At 65.9% G+C, this 26,408-nt stretch carries 25 protein-coding genes; 7 read left to right on the forward strand and 18 right to left on the reverse strand.

Annotated elements, in window-relative coordinates; genetic code table 11:
• Positions 1–2: 2 nt before the first annotated feature.
• Positions 3–1,499, reverse strand: a complete 1,497-nt coding sequence (locus IRT45_RS09095; protein ID WP_194805430.1) for a wax ester/triacylglycerol synthase family O-acyltransferase — start codon at positions 1,497–1,499, stop codon at positions 3–5.
• A 206-nt stretch (positions 1,500–1,705) separates the two neighbouring features.
• On the opposite strand from IRT45_RS09095, the gene IRT45_RS09100 reads away from it, so the two are divergent.
• From IRT45_RS09100 to IRT45_RS09115, 4 genes are read left to right on the forward strand one after another with little or no spacing between them, the layout of a single operon-like run.
• Positions 1,706–4,159 carry a nitrate- and nitrite sensing domain-containing protein gene (locus IRT45_RS09100; protein ID WP_194805431.1) on the forward strand — a complete coding sequence of 818 codons (2,454 nt, stop codon included), beginning with the start codon at positions 1,706–1,708 and terminating at the stop codon, positions 4,157–4,159.
• On the forward strand, positions 4,156–4,599 hold the full coding sequence (locus tag IRT45_RS09105; RefSeq protein ID WP_194805432.1) for a roadblock/LC7 domain-containing protein: 444 nt from the start codon (positions 4,156–4,158) through the stop codon (positions 4,597–4,599). Before IRT45_RS09100 ends, IRT45_RS09105 begins: the two co-directional genes overlap by 4 nt.
• Positions 4,596–4,970 (forward strand): DUF742 domain-containing protein, encoded by a 375-nt coding sequence (locus tag IRT45_RS09110; protein WP_194805433.1) that lies wholly within the window; start codon positions 4,596–4,598, stop codon positions 4,968–4,970. The genes IRT45_RS09105 and IRT45_RS09110 overlap by 4 nt, the downstream gene beginning before the upstream one ends.
• Complete coding sequence (locus tag IRT45_RS09115) at positions 4,951–5,553, forward strand: ATP/GTP-binding protein (RefSeq protein ID WP_194805434.1); 603 nt, start codon at positions 4,951–4,953, stop codon at positions 5,551–5,553. Before IRT45_RS09110 ends, IRT45_RS09115 begins: the two co-directional genes overlap by 20 nt.
• Positions 5,554–5,607: 54 nt before the next feature.
• Here the strand turns inward: IRT45_RS09115 and IRT45_RS09120 are convergent, their stop codons facing one another.
• The 5 genes from IRT45_RS09120 to IRT45_RS09140 form a co-directional block, all read right to left on the reverse strand.
• Entirely contained in the window at positions 5,608–6,117 is a 510-nt protein-coding gene (locus IRT45_RS09120) for a hypothetical protein (RefSeq protein ID WP_194805435.1), read from the reverse strand.
• The gene (locus IRT45_RS09125) at positions 6,114–6,404 is read right to left on the reverse strand and encodes a hypothetical protein (RefSeq protein ID WP_194805436.1); all 291 of its coding nucleotides are present in this window, start codon (positions 6,402–6,404) and stop codon (positions 6,114–6,116) included. Before IRT45_RS09125 ends, IRT45_RS09120 begins: the two co-directional genes overlap by 4 nt.
• Before the next feature lie 182 nt (positions 6,405–6,586).
• Positions 6,587–8,911: a LuxR C-terminal-related transcriptional regulator gene (locus IRT45_RS09130; protein WP_194805437.1), complete on the reverse strand. Its 2,325-nt coding sequence runs from the start codon at positions 8,909–8,911 to the stop codon at positions 6,587–6,589.
• Between the two features lie 468 nt (positions 8,912–9,379).
• Positions 9,380–10,603 (reverse strand): CaiB/BaiF CoA-transferase family protein, encoded by a 1,224-nt coding sequence (locus IRT45_RS09135; protein WP_194805438.1) that lies wholly within the window; start codon positions 10,601–10,603, stop codon positions 9,380–9,382.
• 14 nt (positions 10,604–10,617) lie between these two features.
• On the reverse strand, positions 10,618–11,283 hold the full coding sequence (locus IRT45_RS09140) for a TetR/AcrR family transcriptional regulator (RefSeq protein ID WP_194805439.1): 666 nt from the start codon (positions 11,281–11,283) through the stop codon (positions 10,618–10,620).
• Between the two features lie 340 nt (positions 11,284–11,623).
• Between IRT45_RS09140 and IRT45_RS09145 the strand changes: the two genes are divergently transcribed.
• Together IRT45_RS09145 and IRT45_RS09150 are read left to right on the forward strand one after the other, a co-directional pair.
• The gene (locus IRT45_RS09145) at positions 11,624–12,475 is read left to right on the forward strand and encodes an alpha/beta hydrolase family protein (protein ID WP_194805440.1); all 852 of its coding nucleotides are present in this window, start codon (positions 11,624–11,626) and stop codon (positions 12,473–12,475) included.
• Between the two features lie 4 nt (positions 12,476–12,479).
• Entirely contained in the window at positions 12,480–13,253 is a 774-nt protein-coding gene (locus IRT45_RS09150; protein WP_194805441.1) for an SDR family NAD(P)-dependent oxidoreductase, read from the forward strand.
• 39 nt (positions 13,254–13,292) lie between these two features.
• On the opposite strand, the gene IRT45_RS09155 is transcribed toward IRT45_RS09150, so the two are convergent.
• From IRT45_RS09155 to IRT45_RS09200, 10 genes are all read right to left on the reverse strand, one after another.
• Positions 13,293–14,105, reverse strand: coding sequence for a triacylglycerol lipase (locus tag IRT45_RS09155; protein WP_194805442.1), 813 nt, complete (start codon positions 14,103–14,105; stop codon positions 13,293–13,295).
• Between the two features lie 266 nt (positions 14,106–14,371).
• Positions 14,372–15,157 (reverse strand): enoyl-CoA hydratase/isomerase family protein, encoded by a 786-nt coding sequence (locus IRT45_RS09160; RefSeq protein ID WP_375540074.1) that lies wholly within the window; start codon positions 15,155–15,157, stop codon positions 14,372–14,374.
• Positions 15,158–15,188: 31 nt separating this feature from the next.
• Complete coding sequence (locus IRT45_RS09165; RefSeq protein ID WP_309240863.1) at positions 15,189–16,319, reverse strand: serine hydrolase domain-containing protein; 1,131 nt, start codon at positions 16,317–16,319, stop codon at positions 15,189–15,191.
• Positions 16,316–17,542: an acetyl-CoA C-acetyltransferase gene (locus IRT45_RS09170; RefSeq protein ID WP_228534042.1), complete on the reverse strand. Its 1,227-nt coding sequence runs from the start codon at positions 17,540–17,542 to the stop codon at positions 16,316–16,318. The genes IRT45_RS09165 and IRT45_RS09170 overlap by 4 nt, the downstream gene beginning before the upstream one ends.
• Positions 17,539–18,360, reverse strand: a complete 822-nt coding sequence (locus IRT45_RS09175) for an enoyl-CoA hydratase/isomerase family protein (protein ID WP_194805443.1) — start codon at positions 18,358–18,360, stop codon at positions 17,539–17,541. Before IRT45_RS09175 ends, IRT45_RS09170 begins: the two co-directional genes overlap by 4 nt.
• Positions 18,361–18,373: 13 nt before the next feature.
• Complete coding sequence (locus IRT45_RS09180) at positions 18,374–19,225, reverse strand: enoyl-CoA hydratase/isomerase family protein (protein ID WP_194805444.1); 852 nt, start codon at positions 19,223–19,225, stop codon at positions 18,374–18,376.
• 13 nt (positions 19,226–19,238) lie between these two features.
• A complete protein-coding gene (locus IRT45_RS09185) occupies positions 19,239–20,384 on the reverse strand; it encodes a thiolase family protein (RefSeq protein WP_194805445.1) in 1,146 nt (381 codons plus the stop codon).
• Positions 20,381–20,800, reverse strand: coding sequence for a Zn-ribbon domain-containing OB-fold protein (locus tag IRT45_RS09190; protein WP_194805446.1), 420 nt, complete (start codon positions 20,798–20,800; stop codon positions 20,381–20,383). The genes IRT45_RS09185 and IRT45_RS09190 overlap by 4 nt, the downstream gene beginning before the upstream one ends.
• Before the next feature lie 34 nt (positions 20,801–20,834).
• The gene (locus tag IRT45_RS09195) at positions 20,835–21,878 is read right to left on the reverse strand and encodes a hypothetical protein (RefSeq protein WP_194805447.1); all 1,044 of its coding nucleotides are present in this window, start codon (positions 21,876–21,878) and stop codon (positions 20,835–20,837) included.
• 54 nt (positions 21,879–21,932) lie between these two features.
• Complete coding sequence (locus IRT45_RS09200) at positions 21,933–22,415, reverse strand: PaaI family thioesterase (RefSeq protein WP_194805448.1); 483 nt, start codon at positions 22,413–22,415, stop codon at positions 21,933–21,935.
• A gap of 105 nt (positions 22,416–22,520) precedes the next feature.
• On the opposite strand from IRT45_RS09200, the gene IRT45_RS09205 reads away from it, so the two are divergent.
• Positions 22,521–23,747: an acyl-CoA dehydrogenase family protein gene (locus IRT45_RS09205; protein ID WP_194805449.1), complete on the forward strand. Its 1,227-nt coding sequence runs from the start codon at positions 22,521–22,523 to the stop codon at positions 23,745–23,747.
• Positions 23,748–23,848: 101 nt separating this feature from the next.
• Here the strand turns inward: IRT45_RS09205 and IRT45_RS09210 are convergent, their stop codons facing one another.
• Positions 23,849–25,288, reverse strand: a complete 1,440-nt coding sequence (locus tag IRT45_RS09210; protein WP_194805450.1) for a class I adenylate-forming enzyme family protein — start codon at positions 25,286–25,288, stop codon at positions 23,849–23,851.
• Positions 25,288–26,403, reverse strand: a complete 1,116-nt coding sequence (locus tag IRT45_RS09215) for an acyl-CoA dehydrogenase family protein (RefSeq protein WP_194805451.1) — start codon at positions 26,401–26,403, stop codon at positions 25,288–25,290. Before IRT45_RS09215 ends, IRT45_RS09210 begins: the two co-directional genes overlap by 1 nt.
• Positions 26,404–26,408 lie beyond the last annotated feature (5 nt).

Consider the following 26,408-nt stretch of genomic DNA (forward strand, 5'->3'; position numbering starts at 1 on the left):
CGTCACATCTGCAGTTCGCGCAGCGCGTCCTCCAGGTAGTGCGCGATGTCCCAGACGTCGGGTACATCGTCGGAGCAGGCCACTATCCCGAAATCGAGATGCCCGTCGTACGACATCACCGTGATATTGAGACTGCCTGCGATCGAGACGAGGGTCGACACCGGATAGCTCCGCAGCACCCGGATTCCCTCTATGTAGAGCGGAAGCTGCGGGCCCGGAATATTGGAGACGATCAGATTCGCGAGCGGCAGCACCGGTGCGGCTATCCGGATCAGCGCGCGGGTGACGACCCCGTGCATCAGAGACGGCACCAACGAGCTGATCTGCTCCAACAGGGCCGGGGGCAGTGCGGCGAATCGTTCCTTCACTCGAATCAAGCTGTCGTGCAGCAATTTCAGGCGGTGATGTGGGTTCGGCTCCGAGATCGGCAGAGAACTCAACATGACGGAGAATCGGTTGCCGCCGGTGCCGAATTGCTCCGGCGTGCGCACAGATACCGGGATGGCGGCCAGCAGCGGCGTGTCGACGTCTACGTCGTGGTCGAGCATCCATCGGCGCACAGCCGAGGTGCACAAGGCCATGACCACGTCGTTGACGGTCCCGTCGATACCGGCCTTGATCGCTTTGACCGCGTCGAGCGGCAGCGACACGAACGCCACACTGCGGTTGGCGGTCGACGGCCCGTTGAACGGTACCTGTTCGTGTTTCGCGGGCACGCCGCTCCCGATTCCCACGATGGCAGATCCCGCTTGCAGGACGGCGCCGACCCGGGTGACCTGCCGTGTCAGCACATTCGGAACGCTGCGTGCCACCATCTCGACGGCAGACGGCGTTCGGGTACGCGGGATACCATCGGCGGGCAGCGGCCTCGGGGCGCCGTCGGCGCTGACATCGAGGATCGCGGCCATGATCTCCGCCGCCGACATCCCGTCCACGACCGAGTGGTGCACCTTCGCATAAACGGCTTGCCGACCATCCGCCAGCCCGGTGAGCAGATCACACTCCCACAGCGGTCGTGAGCGGTCCAACGGCTCCGCATGCCGGCGTTCGACGTACTCGGCGAGCTGTACGTCCCCAGCGCCGGCTGGGAGGCGCACTTCCCGGATATGAGATCCGAGGTCGATGGTCTCCGCATCCTCCCAGTACGGAAGGTCGATCCCGAGCGGGACCGTGCGCAGCCGCCACCGCAGAGCCGGCGCGAGATGCAGCCGATCGCCGAACAATCGACGCAGCCCGTCCGCGGTCAGCGGACCCCGCGGCGCGTTCCGCGAGTCGAGGAGGATCAGCATCCCGACATGCAATGCGGCAGTGGCGGTTTCGCAGTCGAGCAGTTGCACGTCCAATGCGCTGAGCTGTCGCGGTTCGCCCGGTGTGGGCGCCCCCGGGATCACGACCGCGGGAACCCCTACTCGCGCATCGTGATCGACGGTTGGCGGCAAACCCGATGCGGTCGCACTGGGGGCGTCGGAGAAGAGGATGGTGGTATGCGGCTGACCCATGGCTTACTCCCGATCATTCCCGGATCTCGCAGGGCGCATCAGCAGCCGAAATCTACTGAGGGGCCGTTGGAACCGGGCATCCGTAGTGATTCCGCGCATCGCGGCGCGGGCGCGACGGCCGGCGTCCAACACTCGAGCCGACCCGAAAAGCTTTGTGCAGTCTAGCTTTCAATCGGGCCCACATGTGGCGTGAACCACATGGTGTTGTGTTAAATCTGGGCGAACACTCGGCAAGCAGTCACTCACGGCTCACAACTCTGGCAATAACTAAACTATTTATCTACTTGACCTTCCCTAGTGCAGCGGGCTGCGATACCTTCCTTCAGGTGTTCAAAGGCCCCGTCGGCATCCGGCTCCGTGTTCTGGCGATCGCCGCGGTCCCCAGCCTGGTTCTACTGACCATCGGAACCGGTACCGCGATCCATCTGGCGACCTCTGCTCGGGTAACCGAGCGGTGGGCCGAGTCCATTCAAAATGCGGTGACACCGTCGATGGACTTCATCGTCGCCACGCAACGCGAGCGGCAACTGTCACTACTGAAAACCGCAGGCGACAAAGGCATTGCCGCCGAGCTGGGCCGACAGCGCGGCGCCGTCGACGAGTCGATGCGGCTGCTCGCCGATGCGGCCTCCTCGTTACATCAGGTGGACGCCGGTGCCGTCGACACCGAAGCCGGAGCGGTCGAACGCCTGGCCCGGCAGGCCTCCTCGATTCGCCGAGGAGTCGATGACGGAACGAAAACAGCCGCCGAGGTCAATGCCTTCTTCGATCAGTGGGCTGATGCGGTGTTCGAGGCGATAAGCACAATCATTCAGCGCTCCCCCGATCAGGAGAGCGCCTTCGCGCAAACCGTAGCCGGACAGTTACTGATATCCGAGGACGCGATGTCGCGCGGTGCGGCCCTCGGTTCCCTGGCACTGTCGACCGACGGACTCGCACCGGACGAACTGCGGGAGTTCGATAATCAGATCGGCTCGTCGCAGACCGACATCGCCCGGCTCCAGCCTCGCCTCACTCCGGACGAACAGGCCCGAGTACAGCAGATCATTGCGAGCCCGGAGTGGCGACAGATGCTGGCCGGCACGAAAAGCATCCGCGACCACGCGGCTCTCGAGGCCGCGGGGTTCGACTCGACGACGGCCCCTGTGTCGGTTGCTGCCTGGAGGCAAGCGACGAATCAAGTCTGCGACGATCTGCTCGATATCTGGCGCTCCCACCAGCTTCACGCACAGCGACTCGCCCAGTCGCACGGCTCTGCGATCCTGCGCAACTCGATCCTCGGTGGCATCGCCACGCTACTGGCCACCATCGCCGCGTTCGTCATCTCGATGCGATTGGCGAACAACATGGTCAGGCGATTGAAATCCCTTCGCGCGCAGACGTTGGCGGCGGCGGACGAACAGCTGCCGGCGATCATGGAGCGACTCGACAGGGGCGAATCCGTCGATCCGGATGCCGACGTCGCCTACTTGCAATTCGGGTCCGACGAGATCGGGCAGGTCGCCGATGCCTTCAATCGCGCGCAGCTCGCCGCGGTATCCGCGGCCGTCACCGAGGCGAAGACCCGTGGAGGCGTCACAGCGGTGTTCCTCAACATCGCTCATCGCAGCCAATCGGTCATGTATCGGCAGCTCGAGGTGCTGTATCGGGCCGAATACGAATACGACGACCCGGAGTTGCTGGAACTGCTCTTCCAACTCGACAATCTCGCAACCCGCGAACGCCGCAATGCCGAAAACCTGATCATTCTGGGTGGTGAACAGCCGCGCCGCCGATGGCGAAACCCGGTACCGCTGCTGGAATTGATTCGCAGCGCCGTCGCCGAGACCCAGGGGTATACCAGGGTCCGAATCACCGAACTTCCCGATGTCCGCGTGATCGGGACCGCGGTAGCCGATCTGGTCCACTTGCTGGCCGAACTGCTGGACAACGCGACAGATTTCTCGCCGCCGCAGACTCCGGTCCACGTGCACGGCGGTGTCGTCGGCCGCGGTGTCGCGATCGAGATCGTCGACCAGGGCCTGGGAATCCCGTCCGACCAGATCGAGAAGCTCAACGAAACACTCTGTGATCCCCCGGATTTCACGGTCGAGACGCTGTCCAGCGATTCCCGCCTGGGCCTTTTCGTGGTAGCCCGGCTCGCGGCCCGGCACGAGGTGAAGGTCAGGCTGACCGAGTCGGAGTACGGGGGCACCCGGGCCATCGTCCTCATCCCGACCCCGTTGTTGGCGACCGACGACACCGACAGCGCGGAGGCGACCGACCCGGTGCCGGAACAACATCCGCGCGTGGACGGCAGTCCCTGGCCACCGGTCGCGCACGGTCGCCCGGAGCGGGGCCGGGCCGCGGTCTCGCCCCGCGAGATTTCCCCGGCGCACATTCCGGGTCGGACCACCGCTGTCCGGTCGCGGCACACGCCGGAGATCCTTCCCCCGTCGCCGGGAGACCGGCCGCCGTTGCCACGGCGGCGAAAACAGCAGAGCATCGCCCCTCAGCTGGCCGGATCCACACCGGCGACGCCGGCACGGCAGTCGGGAGCGGAACGCTCCTCCGAGCAGACTCGTGAACTCTATTCCGCAATCGAGAACGGCACCCGGCAGGGTCGTCGTCTCACGGAGGCGACACCCGACACAAAGCCCGAATACGGAAGGCAGACATGACCTCCAGCACAAGTGGGAATCTCGACTGGCTGCTCGATGATCTCGTCGGGCGAGTACCGGGAGTCCGGTTCGCGACGCTACTGTCCACGGACGGACTCCTGCTCGGCCGCTCCGCACAGACCGTGCGCGAACAGGCCGAGCATCTGAGCGCGCTGGCATCTGCTCTCCACGGGTTGGGGCGCAGCGCCGGAACATATTTCGAGATCGGCGGCGTACAGCAGACCGTGATCGAGCTCGACCACGGGATCCTGTTCGTCACGGCCGCCGGGGCCAATGCCTGCCTGGCCGTCCTGACCGAAGAATCCGCCAATATGGGAATGGTCGCGTTCGAGATGAACCAGACGGTCCAGCGCGCTCGCACTTTTCTGTCCACACCGACTCGCACTCCGGAGATCGATGGTCCGGCAGCGGCCACCCATACCGACCGAACCCTGCCGTGATCGAGCGGGACCCGTGGTTCGACGACGAGGCCGGCCCCTTGGTTCGCCCCTTCGCGATCACCCGCGGACGGGCTCGCAGCGACCATCACGACCTGGACTTGATCACATTGGTGATGACACGATACGCACGGGCGAGCCCACAAACGGCCGAGCCCGAATACGCCGAGATTCTGCGGTTGTGCCGCGCGCCTCAGTCGGTGGCGGAGGTATCCGCTCATATCGGTCTGCCGATAGCCTCGACGAAGGTATTGATCAGTGATCTGATCGATCTCGGAAACCTCACCATTCGATCGCAACAGCCGACCGCCGAATCCACACTCGACGAACTCGCACTTCTCCGGATGGTACTGGATGGAATTCGCAGCCTCTGACTCTGTTTCCGCCGCACCGATCGCGTCGGTCAAACTCCTCGTCGCCGGTGGATTCGGGGTCGGCAAGACGACTCTCGTCTCCGCCATCAGCGAGATCACGCCGCTGCATACGGAGGAGCTGCTGACCGAGCTCGGAGTAGGGGTCGACGACATGAGCGGTGTCACGCAGAAGACAACCACCACAGTAGCGCTCGACTTCGGCCGAATTACGCTCGGCGACAAAGCAGTTCTCTATCTGTTCGGCACACCGGGCCAGGACCGCTTCTGGTTCCTGTGGGACGAGCTGTCCCGCGGCGCGCTCGGCGCCGTGGTGTTGGCCGACACCCGCCGGCTCGAAGGCTCGTTCCCCGCCCTGGACTACTTCGAACGGCGGAACATCCCGTTTGTCGTCGCTGTGAACTGTTTCGACGGCGCGCCGGTCTATGAGACGCACGAAGTGCGCGACGCGTTGGAGGTGACGGATTCGGTACCGATCCGGATGTGCGACGCCAGGCTACGCGACTCGGCGAAAGACGTTCTGATCGCTCTGGTCGAACACGTGACCGCGGTGACCGAGATGAGCCGACGGCGCGGCCTCGCATGAGCGGTGCAGCACCGGCTGATTCGCGTCAGGATCGGCGAGCATGCCGATCCCGGGTCATGCGGCCGAGCAACCGGGCGTGGTGAGGGGGCAGTTCGTGACATCGAGTGAGATGCGGACCGATTCCGGAATGATCGGCGACACTTCAACGTGAATTCCCGGAACGACCGCCAGGGACCGCAGGGCCCGGTGTGTCACCGCAATACCGACCGTCAACCACGCCGCGAGCTCGTCTACCGAGACCTCCACGGTCGCCAGGCCCCAGTCGAGCATCAGATCGACAATCCCCAGCACAGGCGCCCAGACGATATCGAATGTCGTATCCGGGTCGACCGCATCCACGTCGACAGAGATCGTATGGTCTATCGGATCCAGACTGCGAAGGGCCCTCCGCGCCGCACCGACTGTCGGAAGGCCGGCGGCTACGGCAATTTCCGTCAGTGACATCGTCAACCACCCCGTCGGCGATGCCTCGAGCAGCTGCTCGATACGCCGGATGCCGGGCTGCCGATAACCGTCTGCTACCTGCGCCCCGATTTCCATCCTCGAAGTGACCGCACTGTTCATCGGTAGTGGCTCCTCTCCATCTGCGCCGAAGGATGCTGGGCATCTGCCGAGCCGTCCGCGGCTCCGGCGAACTCCACAACCGCATGCACGCTCACCGCCGGCAACTGAACGATGCCGACCACGCGCCGCACGACGTGCGGGTTCTCCGCCACGAACATCGCAAACCAATGGCGCGCGCCGGGAAGGAAGACACTGCGCACGCAGTACACCTGATCTCCCGCCTCCGACAAACGCCTGCACGTCGCGACGATCGCTGTGTGTATCGAGTCCGCATCCGCGCGGCTCATCCACGAGATCCTGCTCTCGGCCAGGAAAGTGGACCTGCCCGCCACGGGTGCTCCTCTCCGCCGGTTGCTCCAACTTTCACCCGCGAAGAGCTTCGCCCGAAGTGGCCCGCCTCACACCCGTGAAACCACGTGTTCCTCCCACGTGGGCCCGCATCCGCGCCTTCCGACCTGGTCCATTCGCGTCATGCCGTTCCCGCGCGTACCGACGCAACCCAGGAGGCGACCTGCACTCGGGAGGTGAAGCCGAGCTTGGCGAGGATATGTTCGACGTGGCCTTCGACCGTGCGGGGTGAAATCACCAGCGTCCCGGCGATGTCTTTGTTACTGGCGCCCGCGGCGATGAGCTCGGCAACCTCCCGTTCTCGCTCCGTCAGCTGAGTCATCGGCGGTTGCGAGGCGTCCTGGGCGGTTTCCGGGCTCTCGCCGAGCGCGAAGGCGGTGTTGGCGACGGCCGAGTTCCGGGTACCGGCCCGGCGCGCTTCACCGTATTTGCGCTCGCCCAAGGCTTTGCGCGCTGCTTCGGCCGTACTTTCTCGATGCCCCAGAGCCCGTGGCACATGCGCCGCCTCCGTGGACTGCCAGATGGCGTCCGCCGCGCCGAGCAGCCGTGCCGTGCGGTCGTATTGCTGCCGGCGGCAGGCGATCCACGCGAGGGTCTCGAAACACTGGGCCGAACCGACCAGGTGCCCGAACAGGCGGTGGATTCGTAGCGCGTCCCGCACCGACGAGTCGGCTCGGTCGATATCGCCGAGTTCCCAATACATGGTGGCGAGTTCCCACAATGCCTCCGACCGATGCCACAATTCGCCGTGTTCCTCGCACAGCGCGACAGCGTCGCGGCACAAGTCGATTCCTTGCTGCACATCGCCGAGCCGGAATTTCGCGACACCTTGGCGTATCTCGACCAGAACCCGGGCTATCAAGCTCTCGGGATCGACCCCCTCGAGCGCGGATTCCAGTAATCGCGCGGCTCCGCTCAGATCCCCACGCAACAGGTGAACACTGCCCAGAAGTGCCGTGGCGATAGCGGCTGTGCCCCGATCGAGAAGGTGCCGTGCGACGGTTTGGGCGTCCTGCAGCGTTGCTTCGGCTTCGTCCAGTTCTCCTTCCTGCAGCGCACACCAACCGCCGATCCACAACAGCAATGCGCGTTCGGCACATGGCTCGGGAATGGCATCCAGCAAATCGGTCGTCCAGCGACGGCCTTCCCGGACCAAGCCGATCTGGATTCCGACGCCTCCCAGCGAAGCGCCGAGGATGGCACCCATCCGTGGCGTACCGGACTCTCCGAGCGAGAATTCGATAGCCGTCCGGAGATTTTCCCGTTCCGCTGCGATCCATTGCATCAGCTGGACCTGCCCAGGACCGAACCAGGATTCCAATGCACGCGACAACTGCGCGCAGTAGTAGCTCTGGTGACGGCGGCGCAGCTGCCGGCGCTCGCTGTCGGTCGCCGACAGCCGTTCGGCCCCGAACGTCCTGATGGTCTCCAGCATCCGATAGCGGACTCGGCTGCCCCCGTGCCGCTCGATCGAGACGATCGACTTGTCGACCAGACCGGCGAGGGTATCGAGAAAAGTTTCCGGAGGTACTTCATCGTCGGTGCACACCGCCTCGGCGGCCTCGGCGCTGAAACTGCCCGAGAACACAGTGAGCCTCGCCCACAACACTTGTTCTTCGGGCGTACAGAGTTCATGACTCCAGCCGATCAACGATCGCAGGCTGCGCTGCCGGGGCGCCAATGATCGGCTGCCCGACTGCAGGATGCCGTAACGCTCGTCGAGGCGGTCGAGGATCTGCTGGACCGACAGATGCCTGATGCGGGCCGCGGCGAGCTCGACCGCCAAGGGCAGTCCATCTACGCGATAGCACAGTTCCGCGACCGCTCGAGCGTTATCGGCATTCAACGCGAAAGAGGGATCCGCTGCGCGAGCGCGGTCCACGAACAGCGCCACGGCATCGTAACCGTCGAGATCGGCCGCGACGCTTCCGTCGGCCGCGGGAATCGGGGTCGGGAGAGGGCGTACGACGAACAGTTGCTCGCCGGCGACGTCCAGTGGCTGCCGGCTGGTCGCCAGTACCCGTAGGTCGGGGCATTCCTTCAGAAGTGCGTCGACCATGACCGCGCATGCGTAGCTCAGGTACTCGCAATTGTCCAGGATCAGCAACAGTTGCTTGCCCACCAATTGCGCCGCGAGGACCGATGGTGCCCACCGGGTGGAGACATCACGCAGGTTCAGTGCGGCGGCGATTGTCGGCGCCAACAGTTCCTCGTCTCGCAAGGGCGAAATATCTACGAACCAGGTCCCGTTCCGAAAAGCTCGCCGTGCTGTGGTCGCCGCGTGAAGGGCCAGCCGGGTCTTACCCACACCGCCCGGCCCGACCAATGTGACCAGGCGAGAGGTCGAAAAAGCCTGCTTCAGATCCAGCAGTTCCGGACGACGCCCGACGAAAGTCGTCAATTCGGCCGGAAGCCGACCGACCCACTCCTCGTTCGCCGACGTCATACGAGCCTCCTCCTCGAAGCTCACCGCAGCCGGCGAATATGTCCGACGCCGTGCTCATACTGCGTTACCACTCATGGGCGCTCCAGCGTTGGAAGGTCCGGCACCGGCTGGGAGCGCACCGTCAGTCTAGGACCAAGGTCGGCTCGTCCGCAGTAACGCGGAGAGCAATCTCGAATTCGGAGGGCGCAGCGGGGGCGCCGACGACGACGGGGCGCCGCCGCCGCGCGATGCAGGGGGAAGGAACGCGGCGGCGGCGTGCGCGCCACTGGAGGGGACGGCGTAACCAGTGGCGCGGTTCTGGTGTGCCGCCACCGCGGGCGGGTGTGCGGTGGCGGCACGGCGCGCCGCCGGGGGTGGGGCGGCGCGGGCTTTCGGGGTAGCGGTTACAGCGCCTCGAGTTCCTCGGTGACGGCGCCGACGGACTTCTCGGCGTCGCCGATCACCGAAGCCACGTCGATTCTCGCCGAATCACACGACACCGTCGGCTCGCAATTCGTCCACTGCCGCGGGGCTCATTCCGAGAACATCCTGGAGAACTTCCGTCGTGTGTTCACCCAATGTGGGCGGAGCGCTGTATCGCTGAACGGGTGTCTCGGACATCTTGATGGGGAATCCCACTCCCGGAATATCACCGACCACACTGTGTTCCATGTCGATCCGAAGCCGGCGATGCTGAACCTGCTCGTCCGCCAACGCCGCCCGGATATCGTTGACCGGCCCGACCGGCACATCCGCGGCTTCCAGCACACCTATCCAGTACTCCGCCTCCTTGCCGGCGAAAATCGACTCCAGAATCGGCAGGAGTTCGGTCCGGTTCTCGATACGCGCGGCGATGCTGTCGAATCTGGAGTCGGAGATGAGCTCCGGGTGACCGATCGCCTCACAGGCCCGGGCGAACTGCGGGTTCGTCGTCGCGACGATGAAAATCATCTTTCCGTCCGCGCATTCGAACGCCTGTGACGGAATGCCACCGAAGCCGCCGTTGCCACGGCGCGGCGGCGCCTCACCGGAGACCAGGAAACTCTCGGCGTAGTGCGAGATCGACGCCACGCCACAGTCCAGGAGCGAGACGTCCAACTGCTGTCCGGTTCCGGAGGTGTCACGATGGCGCAGCGCCGCGAGGATTGATGTTCCGGTATACAGTCCGGTCAGGATGTCGATCAGCGACAAACCCGACTTCATGGGGCCCGCGCCCGGCACGCCGTCGGGAAGACCCGAGACGCTCATCATCCCACTGAGCGCCTGAAAGATCCCGTCGTAACCCGGGCGGTGCCGATACGGGCCGGTCTGTCCGAATCCTGTTACCGAGCAGTAGATCAACCGCGGGAATCGTTCGCGGAGGTCTTCGTAGGCCAGGCCGTATTTGGCAAGCACGCCGGGCCGGAAGTTCTCGACGAGAACATCGGAGCCGTCGAGCAACCGAAGGAGGATCTCTTTGCCCTCGTCGGTCGTGTAATCGACTGTTATGGACCGCTTGTTCCGGTTACAGCTCAGATAGAACGCGGACATACCGCCAGAGCGATCCTGACCGAGGAAAGGGGGTCCGTACTGCCGGGAATCGTCTCCGACCGCCGGGCGCTCCACTTTGATCACGTCGGCGCCCAGATCACCGAGCATCTGCGTTGCCAGCGGTGCGGCGAGTATGCGACTCAGGTCCAGGATGCGGATACCGGCCAACGCCTCTTGTTCCATCACTATCTACCTCATCACGTACGTTTCGTGGCACCGACAGCCGACAACCCACCCCAACAGAGCGCCACGGTCGTCTCGACCGCGTCTTGTTTGGGAATCGTGAATCCGGATTTGAGCCAGTGTCGTGCCGTTACCCGACTTGCTCCGGCCAGACCGACCGCGAGGACGCGCGCGCGCTTCGGGTCCAATTCGGAGCCACACAACAACGCCGCACAGATAGCGTCGATGCACGCCTGGTTACCGGCCCTGATACTCCGATGCACCCGCGGATCGACCGAGGGGTCAGCCTCGAAAAGCAAGCGATAGCCGTGGGGGTTCCGATCGATGAAATCGAAATATGCTGCCACCGCGGCGTACACGCGCTGCCTACTGCCGGTCGTCACACCGAGAGCATCCCGAACGGCCGCAACCAATGCATCGACATGGTTCTGTACCACCGCGAGGTACAACTCGACCTTGCTCGGGAAGTGTTGATACAGCAGCGGTTTGGACACATGCGCGTGCGCTGCGACGTCATCCATACAGGTTCCGTGGAATCCGTTGCTCGCGAAGATCTCGTCGGCCGCGGCGAGGACCGCCCGGTGGCGGCGCTCGCGGAGTCGATTCGCCTCACTCGGTGGCAACATCCCGGCGCGCAGGCGTGCGGGCGCCGACGGGACAGGCTCCGCCAGCTCGGTCATTTCACCTCCACACACCCCGACGGAACGGATCCGTCACATAATTAGTTGGATGATATATCTCTATTGCATACCGGGCAACAAACAGCACCCGCCACCTGAACGCGACCAAGGATCTCGAACGGATCCACACCCGCAACCGCGGCCCTGTAGGCCGGTCTCCACCTCCCACTCCCTTCCCGAAGGCGATCGAGCGCTTGCGGTGCACCACTCCACCGGCTGCTCACGGGCCGGACGGGCGCCGGTCCGCCGACGGTCCCCCGGCGGATTCACCAGAATCTGAGTTATAGATTAATATTTACATTATTTCAGAGCTCAGGCCATGCGCAGGAAAGCAGGATCAGTGGTAGAACGGACACGCCGGATATCCCTGTCGTACGGAGCAGGGCGCCTCAGCGGCCTGCTCAGCACCGTGCCCACACCACGCGCTCTGGTAGTCGCCCTCCACGGCGGCGGCCTGCATTCCGGCTACTTCCACGGTGCCGCCGACCCCGACCTTTCGCTCCTCGACATCGGATATCAGCTCGGATATTCGGTACTGGCACTCGACCGGCCAGGATACGGCGAGTCGGCCGGTATCGAACAGAGCGACTCCACCCTCGAAGGACAAGCCGCGACGATCTGGCGTGCCCTCGACGATCTTCCCGAAGCAGACGGCGCCGAGGTCGGATTGGTCGGACACTCCTTCGGATCCATGGTCGCTCTGCAAATGGCGGCCGACCGGCCATCGGACCGGACCCTGATCGGCGTCGACTTCAGCGGGATAGGCACGAAGTACGCAGAGGCGGTGTTCACCAACATGTCCGGTCCGGTGGACCGCTCCATGCACTGGGGTCGGGAGACGTTCTATCCCGCGACCACCTTCGACAAGGGTGTGCGCCCGGTAGCTCCGATCCCGCTGAAGGAGCAAGAGGAGGCTCTGGCATGGCCGGATCGGGCGCACGCCGTAGCGAAACAGGTGGAGTGCCCGGTGCGCATCACCCACGCCGAGTTCGAGCCGAACTGGGATGACGAATTACCTTCCCTCGCCGCCCTGTTCGTCAACTCACCGTGGGTCGGCTACGACGTCCAGATGCACAGCGGGCACAACATCAGCCTCAGCTGGTCCGCACGCGCATATCACTTGCGCTCCTTCGCTTTCTTCGACGACTGCCTGAACGGGCTCCGGCAGCAGCACACTCAGCCGAAAGGGTGACGACTTGACGAATCACACCGATGCACAGCTCCTCGCCGGCCGCAAGGCGGTGGTCACAGGCGCCGGTGGGGGGATGGGCGGAGCCATCGCCGATCTGCTTGCCCGGCATGGCGCCGACCTGGTCCTCAACGACCGAAACCGGGAACGCGTCACCAGCAGCGCGGAAGCAGCACGACGGCATGGGCGAGAGGCAGTCGTGGTCGATGGTGACGTCACCCAGCAGGACGACGCCCGCCGCGTCATCGAAGCAGCACACTCCCGCTGGGGTCGCCTGGACATCCTGATCAATGTGGTCGGGGGTATCAAGGGTCCGGTTGTCGTGCCGTTGTGGGACATCACGTCCGACCATTGGGACGCCACCATCGGCCTGAACCTGCATGGAACGTTTCACTGCACACAGGCGGCGCTGCCCGCCATGATGGAGCAGCGCTACGGCAAGATCGTCAACATCGCCTCCGTGGGATGGGCCGGAGAAGCACTGCACGCCCACTATGCCGTGGCAAAGGCCGGCGTTGTCGCGTTCACGCGCTCGGCGGCAACGCAACTGGGCCCGTACAACATCAACGTCAATGCGATCGCTCCGGGCGCGACCGCCCGGAACATCTCCGTCGACACGCCGGATTCGATCACGCCCTCGGTGTCCGCCACCGGCCCCCTCGGCCGGATCAACACCCCCGAGGACATCGCCGGCACCACGCTGTTCCTGGTTTCCGAACACAGCCGCAATATCTCCGGCGAACTGGTGACGGTGGCAGGCGGAAACACGCCCAGGTTGTAGCGCGGCGCCGATCGTCACGCACGCCGCGCTCGCGAGATGCTAACCGTCGAGCGCGGCGGTGATCCAGCCCATGACGACGGGATCGCGTGGCAGGGTGGCATGGTCGACGACATGCCCGGGCACCAGGTCCTGGACGAAGACGTTCTCCACACCGGTTTCCAGGATGAACGAGGCGGTGCCCGGCGGCGTGACGACGGTGTCGTCGCGAGTCGCGAGCACGTGGTAGCGCACTCCCTGCGCCGCGATCGGCGCACGCCCGAGCTCGGTGCTGAACGATGATCCGGCCTCGAGGTCGGCGCAGGCCGGACACACCGCATCCGACATCACGGTATCGGTCATGCCACGAACTCCCGACCGCTCGGCGACCTCCACGACACCGGACAATGTAGTGCCGAAAGTGGGTGGCGCCAGCAGAACTTCGGTATGAATCCGGTCGGCGCGCTCGACCTCCTTGGCCGAGAACAGCGCAATCGCAGCGCCTTCCGAATGAGCCACAAGATCGACTCGGGCGGCGCCGGTGCGGTTCCGGACCGCCTCGATGAAAGCATCGACTTCCGCCACCGAGCGCCGCAGGGGAGCGAACCCGTTGATCCGGAACAATGTCCGCTCATCCTTGCCGTAGTCGAGAGCGAAGACGCAATAGCCGGATTCGATCAGGCGCGGCGCCAGCGCGTCCCACTCGTGTGTGCTGTCGGTGATGCCGTGCAGCAACACCACAGGGCGCGGATGCGCGACCGATGGCCGACAGTTCCCATCGTTCATCGCGGGCGCGGGTGGCTGTGCGTTCACCGAGATGGTGTGCCCAGCCATCATCAACGCAGCGGCGAACGCCAAAAACCAGGAAAACCTCATGATGCGGACCCCTCACTACCGAGATGTGTCCAGCATCGGCTGGTTCGAGGAAGCGGGCAACCTCTCCGGCGTATCAACCCGTCACCCGATGCGGTCGCTCTCACGTACGGAAGGATCATCGAAGAGGTCCGCAGGCACGCTTCCCGTGCTCGGATCGTGCCGGTGAGCTATCCGCATGCGCTGCGGCGCAACGGATTCTGGTGTTCAGCCGCTATGGTCGGCGCCGTGCTACGCCGTGCACGCTGTTGGCGGAAACCTCCGGACGCTCACTTCTTACCGGCGCGAGCACGGAGTTGTGTGGCGATCTCGCCATACTCCGCCGTGTCGTGCGATTGGCTCTCCGCGGCGAGCCCCATGCCGAGAGTGGCGACCGCGGCCCGGCGCAGATGCTGATTGAGCACGCTCTTGGTGTCGCGGACCGCCTGCGGGGGCAGCGCCGCCACCCGGGCAGCGAATTCCGTTGCCCGGGAGGACAAATCGGCCGCCGGCACCGCGTGGTTCGCCAAACCCAATTCGACCGCCGTCGACGCCGGTATCCGCTCCCCCGTGAGCAAGTACTCCTTCACCCGCAGCAGGCTGGTGAAGGCGGGCCAGGTCACAGCACTGCCGTCTCCGGCCACCAATCCGTTGACCACATGGGGGTCGGCGATGAATGTGTGATCGGCGATGAAGACGATGTCGCACAGGGTCGCCAAGGTGCAGCCCAGACCGACGGCCGGCCCGTTCACCGCCGCTACCACCGGCACCTCGATGTTCAGCATCGCGTCGACCAGACGCCGCGCCTGCCGCATCGCCTTGCGCCGCCCGTCGAAATCGGTGCGATACCGCTCGAAATCGTCCAGATTCCCGCCCGCGCTGAACGCCTTGCCCGCCCCGGTCAGGACCACGGCGCGAATCTCGGGGTCGTCGTCGACCCGAGCCATCAGGCGGGGAAACTCGTCGTGCAGTGCATCGTCGAAGGCGTTCATCGCCGCCGGTCGATTCAGTGTCACCGTCGCGACACCGGCGGCCACCTCTACCAGAAGCCGGTCGGATTCGGTCTTCAGGCCCACAGCGGGATCCTCCTCGTACTCGGCGCGCCGATCAATCCTTGGTCAGATCAGCGGCCAGATTGCCGATATTCGTGATCGCCGCGACACCACGCGGCGAATAGTCGTAACCCGATGCCGGGTAACCATTGGTCAACAACGCGAACGAGACACCGCTGTCCGGGTCGCAAAACCCGAGCTGATACGCCGCGCCACCATGCCCGAACGTTCGCGGAGACGCCACCGAGGGCATCCACGAGCCCGCGTCGGGGCCGGCGACGACCACGAAAAGCCCGATCCCCACTCGCTTGGCCGAACCGCCGTAGGTCTGCTCGCCGGCCGGTACATCCGTCACCCGCGGCCGGATCGCATCCTCGACCACCCCGGGAGCCCACAGCGGTGAATGCAGCAAGGCCTGATAGTGCAGTGCCACGTCGGCGGCGGAGGCGACCACCCCGTGTGCGGGCTCACCGGCGGTAACGACGTCCGCATTGTCGAGATACCAAGGCCCCCAAGGATCTACCTCCGCGTCGTCACCGTCCACACATACCATCGGCGCCACTGTTTCGCGCTGGTCGTCGAGCGAGACCCCGAGACCGAAACCGAGCCCCAGAGGCTCGGCGATCTCTCGGCTGAGGTATTCCGGCAGCGGCTTTCCGGTGATGCGCTCGACCAGTTCCGCGATGATCCAGGCGGCCGAGGTCAAATGGAACTGCAGGCGTTCACCGGGCGGATACTCCAAGCGCCATTTCGAGAAGGCTTGCAGTCGCAGTTCTCGATCGGCCATCTTCGGATATCCCAAGGGCGCGAAGGGAAAACCGGCCGTATGGGTCAGGACCTGCTCGATCGTGACCGAGTCCTTGCCGTTGGTGCCGAACTCCGGTATCACCGACGAGACCGGCGCGGTGATGTCGATCCGGCCCTCGCCGATCAGCTTCCAGACGGCACTCGCGACGTAGGTCCGCCCGACCGACTGCAGCAGATAGCGCGGCCAGGCGGCACCCCAACTCCACGACGCGACCAGTCGATTGTGCCGGGCGACAGCGACCTGGGCCGACGGCAGCGGACCGTACTCGACCTCCAGCTCGATCCGCCGTCGCAGCACATCGAGCTTCCACCGGTCGATCGCCAGCTCGGCAGGATCCGCAACCACCTGGGTGTTCATCGGTTCGACCGCCACTGTCACGCAACCTTCTCGAACAGTGCCGCGAGCCCCTGGCCGCCGCCGATGCACATCGTCTCGAGTCCGTAGCGGACGTCGCGGCGAACCATTTCGCGGGCGAGGGTGGCCAGAATCCGACCACCGGTCGCTCCGACAGGATGGCCCAGAGAGATTCCGGAACCGTTCACGTTGAGACGATCGAAGTCGCTCGGGGTGAATCCCCATTCCCGCGTGCATGCGAGCACCTGAGCCGCGAACGCCTCGTTCAACTCGATCAGGTCGATCTTCTCCAGACCCAGCTCCGCGGCCGCGAGCGCCTTGGCAACGGCCGGAACCGGTCCGATTCCCATAACGGACGGCCCCACTCCACCGACGCCCCAGGACACCAGGCGGACGAGGGGGCGCAACCCGAGCTCGGCCGCCTTGGCCGGGTGGGTGACCACACAGACAGCGGCGCCGTCGTTCTGGCCGGAGGCATTGCCCGCGGTGACCGTAGCGTCGGCATCCTGTCCACCGAGAACCGGACGCAACCGGGCGAGCTTCTCCACGGTCGAATCCGGCCGGATGTGCTCGTCGCGGTCGACCACGGTGTCGCCCTTGCGGCCGGGCACCGTCACGGGAATGATCTCGTCGGCGAAGCGGCCCGCCACCTCGGCAGCGGCTGCTCGCTCGTGGCTGCGCACCGAGAACTCGTCCTGTTCGGCCCGGGAGATCCGGTATTCCCGGCGCAGATTCTCGGCCGTCTCCAGCATCCCACCCGGGACCGGGTAACCGGCACCACCGGCCGTGACGCGGCCGCGAGCGAGCGCGTCGTGCAGCATGACGCCGGCACCGGCTTTGGCACCCCACCGCATGGAGGTGGAGTAGAACGCCGCGTTGCTCATGGACTCGGCGCCTCCGGCCAGCACCACGTCGTTGACACCGGCCGCCACCTGCATCGCGGCGTAGATGACCGCCTGCAGCCCCGACCCGCAGCGACGGTCGATCTGCAACCCGGTCACCGAGACCGGCAATCCGGCATCCAGAGCCGCCACCCGGCCGATGGCGGGGGCATCCATGGTCGGATAGCAATTTCCGAGCAGTACTTCATCGACGGATTCGGGTGCGATCCCGGTCCTTTCGATGAGACCGCGGATCGCCGTCGTCGCCAATTCGTGCGCCGCCAGGTCGCGCAGCGATCCGCCGAAGCCCCCGACCGGGGTCCGGACCGGCTCGCAGATGACTGCCTCACGCAACGTATTCCTCATTTCGTTTCCTGCTTCGAGCCTTCTCGCGAGAATCGAGGCGCGCGCTTCGCCAAGAATGCGGCCGCGCCTTCCTGACCGTCGGCCGACCCGATCGCCATCGCCGCCAGCGCGGCCTCGTGCCGTAAGCCCTCCGGCCCGTCGGCGGACGAGCGCGCGGACTCGAGGATCAGACCGAGATTGGCGCGACTCAGTTCGGCCAGCCCGGCCGCCAACCGGCCCGCTTCCTCGAGCAACGATTCCGAGGGCACCGGCGGCTCGGACAACAGGCCCAGATGCCAGGCTCGGCCGGCGTCGATGGGCTGTCCGGTGAGCATGACGGCCAGCGCGGGTGCACGCCCGACCGCACGGCGCAACCGCTGCGTCCCGCCGTAACCGGGAACCAATCCCAGCTTGGATTCCGGCAATCCGAAGCGACTGCGTTCCGAGGCCAGGATCACCGGACAGGAGAGCGCCAGTTCGAAACCGCCGCCGAGCGCATAGCCGTCGACGGCGGCGATCACCGGAACCGGAAGCTCCTCGACCGCCGACATCACGCGCTGCCCGCGCTGCAGCACAGCATGGGCACCGGCGACATCCAATCCGGCGAGTTCGGACAGGTCCGCGCCCGCGCAGAAGGCACGTCCCCCGGCCCCGCTGAGCACCACCGCTCCGATGGCGACATCGTCGCGGACCGCGTCGAGTTCGGCGGCAAGCGTCGCCAGCACCTCACGGTTCAGCGCGTTCAGGGCATCGGGCCGATTGATGGTCAGATATCTGACGCGCCCTTCGGTGCGCACCGAAACGGGCGTCGTCGACACGTCTACGTCGGATGTGGTCATCGAATCCGCACTTTCACACCGCGGGCCCGGCGAACTCGGGCGGACGCTTCTCTAGGTGGGAAGCGAGGCCCTCGCGCACATCGCCGAGACCGAAGCCGTAGAACTCGAGCGCCAGCGACGCGTCGAAGGACGGCCCGGCGGCCCGGTACCAGTTGTTCAGCGCCTGCTTGGTCCACGAAATGGCGCTCGGCGAGCCGGCCACCAGCTTGCGGGCCACATCCATAGCCTTCGCCCGAACCTGGTCGTCGTCGACGGACAACGAGACCAGCCCGATCCGCTCCGCCTCCTCGCCGGTGAGCACATCACAGGTGAGCAGGTAGTACTTGGCCTTCGCCATACCGCACATCAGCGGCCAGGTGAGCACCGCGTGGTCGCCCGCGGCGACACCGAGCCGGGTGTGGCCGTCGACGATGCGGGCGGTCCGGCCCGCGACGCTGATGTCGGCGGTCATCGCCACGGCCAAGCCGGCCCCCACAGCGGGGCCGTGAATCGCGGCGACGATCGGCTTGGAGCAATTGACGACGTTGTAGACCAGGTCCCGCGCTTCGCGCATGACGCGCGTCCGCACGGTCGGGTCGTTGACCATTTCCTGCAGCAGGTCGAAGGTGCCACCGGCGGAGAAGGCCTTACCCTCGCCGCGCACGACCACCGCCCGGACCTCGGGGTCCCGGTCGATCACCGGCCAGATCTCGGGAAGCTGGGCATGCGCGTCGAGACCGACCGCGTTCAAATTGGGCGCGTCCAGCACGATTTCCAGGATCCCGGGTTCGGGATGCTCGACACGGAACGCGGTGAATCGCGCGTACCGGTCGGCTCCGTCCACATCGGTGCCGACCGCTGCCGCGGTGTTGTTCTCGGTTGTCATTTCTATCCTTCGGTCAGCGCGAGAAGATCGACACGACGGAAGCGCCGGGAGCGCCGTACAGGTGCGTATAGCCGACGCGGGGCTGACCCGCCACCTGGCGTTCGCCGGCCCGGCCCTGCAGCTGCAGCACGATCTCGTAGACCTGCCGCAAGCCGGAGGCGCCGATCGGCTCCCCGTTCGCGATCAGTCCGCCATCGGTGTTGACCGGAAGGCGTCCGCCGATCTCGGTGGCGCCCTCGGCGATCCACTTCTCCTGCTCGCCGTCGGCGCAGAAACCGTTCTCCGCCATGTGAATCAGCTCGGAACCGGCATCGGTGTCCTGCAACTGCGCCACGTGGACGTCACCGGGCCCGAGGCCGGCGCTCTCGTAGGCGGCACGCGAGGCGTCGACGGTCGGGCTCGGCGCGCTCTGCAGCGGCAACGACGGGCTCTGCACCTCGAACGCACCGGAACGGCGCGACCGCAACTCGGAGGCCCGCAGGAACACGGGGCTCGAGGTGAACTTGTGCGCCAGATCCGCCCGGCACAGCACCACGGCCGCCGCGCCCTCGTCCGGACTGCAGTACATGTATCGGGTCAGCGGATAGTTCACGATCTCGGAGGCCAGGATCTCCTCGACCGGAACCGCCTTGCGGCGCCATGCCTGCGGATTGATGGCCCCGTTGCGCAGGTTCTTCGCCGCGATCTTGGCCAGGCTCTCCGGCGAGATGCCGTAGTCGTGCATGTACCGGGTGATCTTGGTGCCGAAGAAATGCGTCGTGAGGAACATTCCGGTTCGGCCGTACCAGGCGGGCAACCCGACCACCGAGGGATCGGCGGCGAAAGCGCCACGCGGGTGCTTGTCCATGCCGATCGCCATCGCCACATCGGCGTCACCGTGCCGGATCGCCTGCGCGGCCATCTGCAACGACGTGCCGCCGGTCGCGCAGCCGTTGAACACGCCGCGCACCGGGATGCCGGTCAGTCCGAGCCAGCCCACGATGGCGTCGGGATTGGACACCTCGTAGCTACCCACGTAGGCGGTCTGCACCTGCGCCCAGTCGGCGCCGGCGTCCGCCAGTGCCGAACGGGCGGCCTCGGCCCCCATGTCCAGGGCCGGCTTGTCGCCGTAGCGCCCGAACGGATGCAGTCCGACACCGACAATCGCAACATCGGTCATCGCGTCGTCTCCTCGTCTGTGGCCACCGGCGCGAACGCGTAGGTCAGCACCTCGGTGCCGTCGTCGCGGACGGTGTAGGGAACGATCCGGAGTTCCATCTCCTGCCCGATGGTCAGCTTCGCGGGATCGGATTCGGTCAAGCGGCCTTGCACCAGCAGCTCGTTCGGCAATTCGACATAGCCGATGGCGTAGGGCACGAAGGTCGCGGCGGTGTCGTCGCCGTCGTAGGGCGGGGAGGGCGGGCGAAACTGCTGTGTGGTGAAGCTCCACAGGGTGCCCCGGCGGCCGAGAAGCCGCTGCGGTGCGCCGGGCTGAGCTGGGAAGGAGATCACACCGTCACGCTCCGAGGCGATCAGCTGCGGATCCTCGGATGGCCAGGTGAACAGGCCGTCGGCGACCGGTTCTCGCTTTGTCATGGTCAGCAACCTATCAAATAGTTTAGTAATTTATCTATATAGCCCGAGGCGTATCGGTGGCGGGTACGGTCTCGCCCCAAGCCATCCACGTGCGGATTTCGCGCGTCTCGTCGCGCCGGCGGATCTGCGCCTCCTGCTGCGGGTTCGGGATCGGCCCCAGTTGCATCCGGCCGCGCGGGTCCGGCTCCGCCACCCAGGCCTCGCCGTCGAGGTCGTACTCGAGTCCGGCATGCCAGTACCCGTCTTCGGCCCGGGTGATCGCGGCGGACATACTCCCTACGGAACGGACGCCGTGGACACTCGACGAGATGACCCCGACGTGGAAATCATTGCCGCCGAACAGGAAGTGGCCCACCTCGATCTCGCCGTCGTCGTATTCGTTGGCCCACGAGTACCACGTGGTGTATCCGACCTCGTGCAGCGGTTCCTGGTCGACGTAGAGCCGAGCCCCGGGCTTCATGAACGGCTCCTCCCAGAACAGGAAGCCGTCCACCGGGCGCCCGAGCAGCCGGCCCGATACCCGCCAGGTCTGAGTCAGGTAGAGCGTCGACGCGCCCCCGGCCGTCAGAAACCACTGCAGCCCGGGCACCGCCAGCCGGCCGTTCACATCAGCCAGCTGTTCCTCCGAATATGTCAGGGAATCGGTGGTCAGAACCAGATCGAGGGCCCGCGAGTCCGCCCCGGCCGGAGCATGGAATCGCACCCCGTTGTCGACCGCCGCCCGCGAGAGGGCGTCGCTGAGTGCGGCCCCCTTCGCCTCGCGGCGAATGTCCATGGTGCCGGACCCGCCGATGGTCGAGAGGACGACGAGTTTATTGCTCATCGACGACTGCGTTCCCGCGATTCCCGATACCCCGGCCGGCGGGATCCGCCGCATCACCGAGAAGATGTCGCCGTTCTCGGAATCCCGGACGGTACCCCAGAGATAGCCCGCTTCCCGGGTCAGTCCCAGTATGGGCTCGTCCGATGTCCACTGGCGCGGATCCAGCCGCCGCCCGCTCGCGATCGCCCGGCCACCGAAGCCGCCCGCCACGTCGCCCACGCCGGCCAGATCATCGGCCACTGTTTTGTCAGCCATGCTTGTCCACTCCCAACTGTTGTCGAACGACCGCCAACTCGGCGCACCCGGATCTCAGCCGACCGCGCCACTGTCCGAGATCGGCTCCAGGCCCGGCCTTTCGCCGACGATGCTCACCGCGACCTGACCGCTGGCGACCAGCTTGTCCGAGTCCCACCCGTACATTCGCACCTCGCCGTAGTGCACTGACTTGCCTCGCCGCAGGCATGTTCCGACCGCACGCAGGTCTTCACCCGGCGCGACACTGAAGTACTGGACCGACAGCGAAATCGTCGTGAGGCGACTGCCCTTGCGGTAATCGTGGCCGGCCATCACAGCCCCCGAGGCGCAGGTGTCGATCACCGCGGCGACGACGCCACCGTGAAATATTCCGTCATGGGCGGACAGCTCGCTCCGGTACGGAAGTCGCATGACGACTCCCTGGTCGTCCCACTGGTGCACCTCGAGACCCGCGAAGGCGTTGAACGCGACGCCGCGCTGCCAATGCTCACGAAACCATTGCCTGCGCCGCTCCTGCTGCTCATCGGCAGTACTCATGGAACCCTCCAGCCAGCCGGGGCGTAGCCCCTCACCCAGCGTATAATAAGTTAACTAGTTGCACTATATGCTACGTGAGTAGCGGCCCAGAGAGGTGGCTTGCCAGTGGACATCGAGTACGGTCCGGATGCCGAACGGTTCAGGGAGGAGATTCAGTCGGTACTGGCCGAGGAACTGCCGGCCGACTGGTCCGGCATCGGAGCGATTCCGGACATCGAGCAGGCCAACCAGTTCATCGAGCACTGGCGTGAGGTCCTGTATCGGCACACATTGCTCGGCCTCACCTGGCCGACCGAATACGGCGGCCGTGGCCTGACCAAGCTGCACCAGGTCGTGCTCACCGAGGAGTTCGCCAAGGCCGGGGTTCCGGTCGGTGGCCACAACGACACCTTCGGGATCAAGATGGTCGGCAACACGCTGCTGCGGTGGGGCACCGACGAGCAGAAGCGTCACTTCCTGCCGCGCATCCTCTCCGGCGAATACCGCTGGTGCCAGGGCTATTCCGAGCCGAACGCCGGTTCCGACCTCGCGAGCCTCAGCACCCGTGCGACCGCTCGCGACGGTGAATGGGTGATCAACGGCCAGAAGGTCTGGACCTCGCAGGCTCAGCGAGCGAACTGGATCTTCGTCCTCGCGCGCACCGATCCGGATGCCCCCAAGAATCGGGGCCTGTCGTTTCTGCTGGTCCCGATGGGTCAACCCGGCCTGCAGGTTCGCCCCATCCAGTCCGCCACGGGTGACAGCGAATTCAACGAGGTCTTCCTCGACGACGTCCGCACACCTGTCGACAACGTCGTGGGGCCCGTGAACAGCGGCTGGCAGGTCGCGCAGACGCTGCTGGGATACGAGCGTGGCGACGAGGCCGCCACCAATCCGATCCTTTTCCGCGCCGAATTCGACCGCATCGTCGCACTCGCGCGTGAGACCGGCGCGGACTCGGATCCGGTCGTCCGTCAGAAGCTCGCACAACTCCTGATCGAGGTCGAGATCATGCGATACCTCGGCTACCGGGTACTCACCGGCTATCTGGCGGGTTCAGCGCCGGGCGCCGAGTCCTCGGTGTCGAAGCTGTACTGGAGCGAATACCACAAACGCGCCACCGATCTGGCATTCGAGCTGGCGGGCATGCGCGTCCAGGCCGACGTGGGCCGGCGGCCGCTGCGGGGCTACCGCACCGACGATCCGGGTGCTCCCAATACCTCGGCGTCCTGGATCGGCAGCTACATCAACGCCCGGGCGGGCACGATCTACGCCGGCACGTCCGAAGTGCAGCGCAACATTCTCGCCGAAGCGGTACTCGGTCTCCCCCGCGAGCCCCGGGTCGCGCGCTAGGAAACAGTCGCACGCTGGAAAACAACGGTAGCCCGGCACCATCCGGTCGATCGGACCGTGGTGCCGGGCCACCGTGCGCGGCGTCGAACTCTGCCGTAGCTTCAGAGATCCAGCAGCCGCGTCCGCTGCACCTTGCCCGAGGGGGTCTTCGGCAAGGTCGCAACGAAGCGCCAGGAAGTCGGAACCTTGAAACCTGCCACGCGATCACGCAGAAAGCGTTCGAGCTCCTCGATCTGCGGCGGGCAGGAAGGATCGCGAGCCACCAGGAAAGCCCCGGCGATCTGACCGAGGCGGCGATCGGGTAACCCGACGACCCCCGCCTCGACGATGCCGGGATGGCTCATGAGCGCGTCCTCTATCTCCTGGGGATAGATGTTCTCGCCCCCGCGAATGATCTTGTCCCCCTTGCGGCCTGACAGATACAGGTAGCCGTCCGCGTCGAGCCTGCCCAGATCCCCGGTCCGCAACCAGCCGGCGGCGTCCACCCGCATCAGGTGGTCGGCGCGCGCCCATACCTCGCCGACTCCATGCTCATCCGGTTCGGCAATCCGCACCTCGACGCCGGGAGCGGCCTGTCCGACGGAATCGAGCAGGTGATCGTGCCCGACTCGGGCGAGCCGGTGATCACGCGGACGCAGGCAGGTGATCGGGCTCCCTTCGGTCTGCCCGAAAAAGTTGAACAGCTCCACGTCGGGCAGTACCTCGAGCAACCGGCGCAGGGTATCGGCGCGGATGGGTGAGCCGCCGTACTGCAGCACCCGTAGCGAGCCCGGTTCGATGGCCCCCGCATCCAGCAGCATCTCGATCATCGACGGCACCAGCAGCGCGTGCGTCGGATGCAGGTTCAGCATCTCGCGCCAGGATTGAACCGAAAAGCGCGGCGCGGCAATGACTTCGGCGCCCGCCGCCAACGCGACGACCACATTGCCGGCACCGGCGATGTGATGCCACGGCGACGCGGTCGTGTACACCCGGCCCGGGCCCAGATCCAGCAGCGTGCTGTTCACGCGCGCACGGGCCGCCGCCCGATCCTGACGCATCGCTACCGGCTTCGGGGCTCCCGTGGTTCCGGAGGTATGCAGATACATCGCGATGGCCTCGGCAGGCGGGCGGGGTAACGCGGTCGCCGACGAAGCCGGCTCGGGTACCACGACCGCGTCGCCGCCCGTACGGGCGGCGATCTCACCGGCAAGGTCCGCAGACGCCGGGCCGGTGAGCAGCACCGGTGAGTTCAGCCCCGCCACGGCCGGCACCAGTTCACGGATCGTGTGCCGAGATGACAACGGGGCCAAGGGATTACCGATCGCGGCCCCGGCGATGGTCAAGGCGACGACCGACACGTCGGTGTCGGCGGACAGGAACGGGACCGCGGTGCCGGGCGCGACGCCGAGCGTGGTCAACCACTCGGCGGCACCACTCGCCACAGCCAGTAGTTCCGGGCCGCTCCACCGGCCTTCCTGCCCGATCAGCGCCGGCCCGCCGAGCCGGCAGGCCGACTCCACCTGCGCCGACCACGTAGTCGCGGCGGCAAGGCCTTCCATCAGATCCCTGCGAGATCAGCGAGACGTTCCCGATGGTATGCCGGTGAACCGAACAGCAGTTCCGTGGCCTTGGCGCGGCGCAGATACAGATGCGCCGGATGCTCCCAGGTGAACCCGATCCCACCGTGAATCTGCACGTTTTCGGCGGCACAGAAGCTGTAGGCCTCGGAGCAGTACGACTTGGCCAGACTCGCGGTCGCCGCGAAGTCGGCGGCGTCCGTCTCACCTGACCACAGCGCGTACAGCACGGCCGAGCGCGCGGCTTCCACCCGCAGCAGCATGTCCGCCGCCTTGTGCTTGATCGCCTGGAACGAACCGATGGGCCGCCCGAACTGCATTCGAGTCTTCGCGTAGTCGACGGACATGTCGAGGGCCGCGGTCGCACCGCCCAACTGCTCGGCCGCCAGCAGCACCGAACTCACGGCCAGGGCACGTTCGACCGCCGCAGCGCCCGCGCCGTCCGCCCCGATCAAACGCGCTGGGGTACCCCGAAATTCGAGCTGTGCCATCGGCCGGGTCAGGTCGAATGTCGGCACCACGTCGACGCGCAGATCCTCGGCATCCCGATCGACCGCGAAGAGCCCGATTCCGTTCTCACTGCGCGCCACGACCAGCAGCAGATCGGCACTGCCACCGTCGAGCACGTAACACTTCGTTCCGGTCAGCTCCCATCCGGACGGGCCGGCGCTCGCCCGGGTGGCCACCGAATCGATTGTCCACGAACCGGATTCCTCCGTCAGCGCGACCGTTGCCACCACGGTTCCCGCGGCGATACCGGGCAGGTAGTCGCGGCAGGCGGATTCGTCGTCCGATGCCAGGATGGCGCTAGATGCCAGCGCGACCGTGGACAGCAGCGGCGCCGGCAGCAGCGCCCGGCCGGCCTCCTCGAAGACGACGCCGAGTTCGGCGATACCGAATCCACTGCCGCCGAACCGCTCCGGAATCGCCAGACCTTGCAGTCCGATTTCCGTCGCCATGCGCGTCCACAGCTCCGGGTTCCACCCACGAGGATCCTCGATCAGGCGGCGAACTTCCGATTCCGGCGACAGTTCGGCGAGGAATTTGCGAACGACAGCGGCCAGCTCCCGCTGCTCGGGGGAAGGGGCGAAGTCCATTCGTC

Source organism: Nocardia sp. BSTN01, from assembly GCF_015354405.1.
Taxonomy (GTDB): Bacteria; Actinomycetota; Actinomycetes; order Mycobacteriales; family Mycobacteriaceae; genus Nocardia.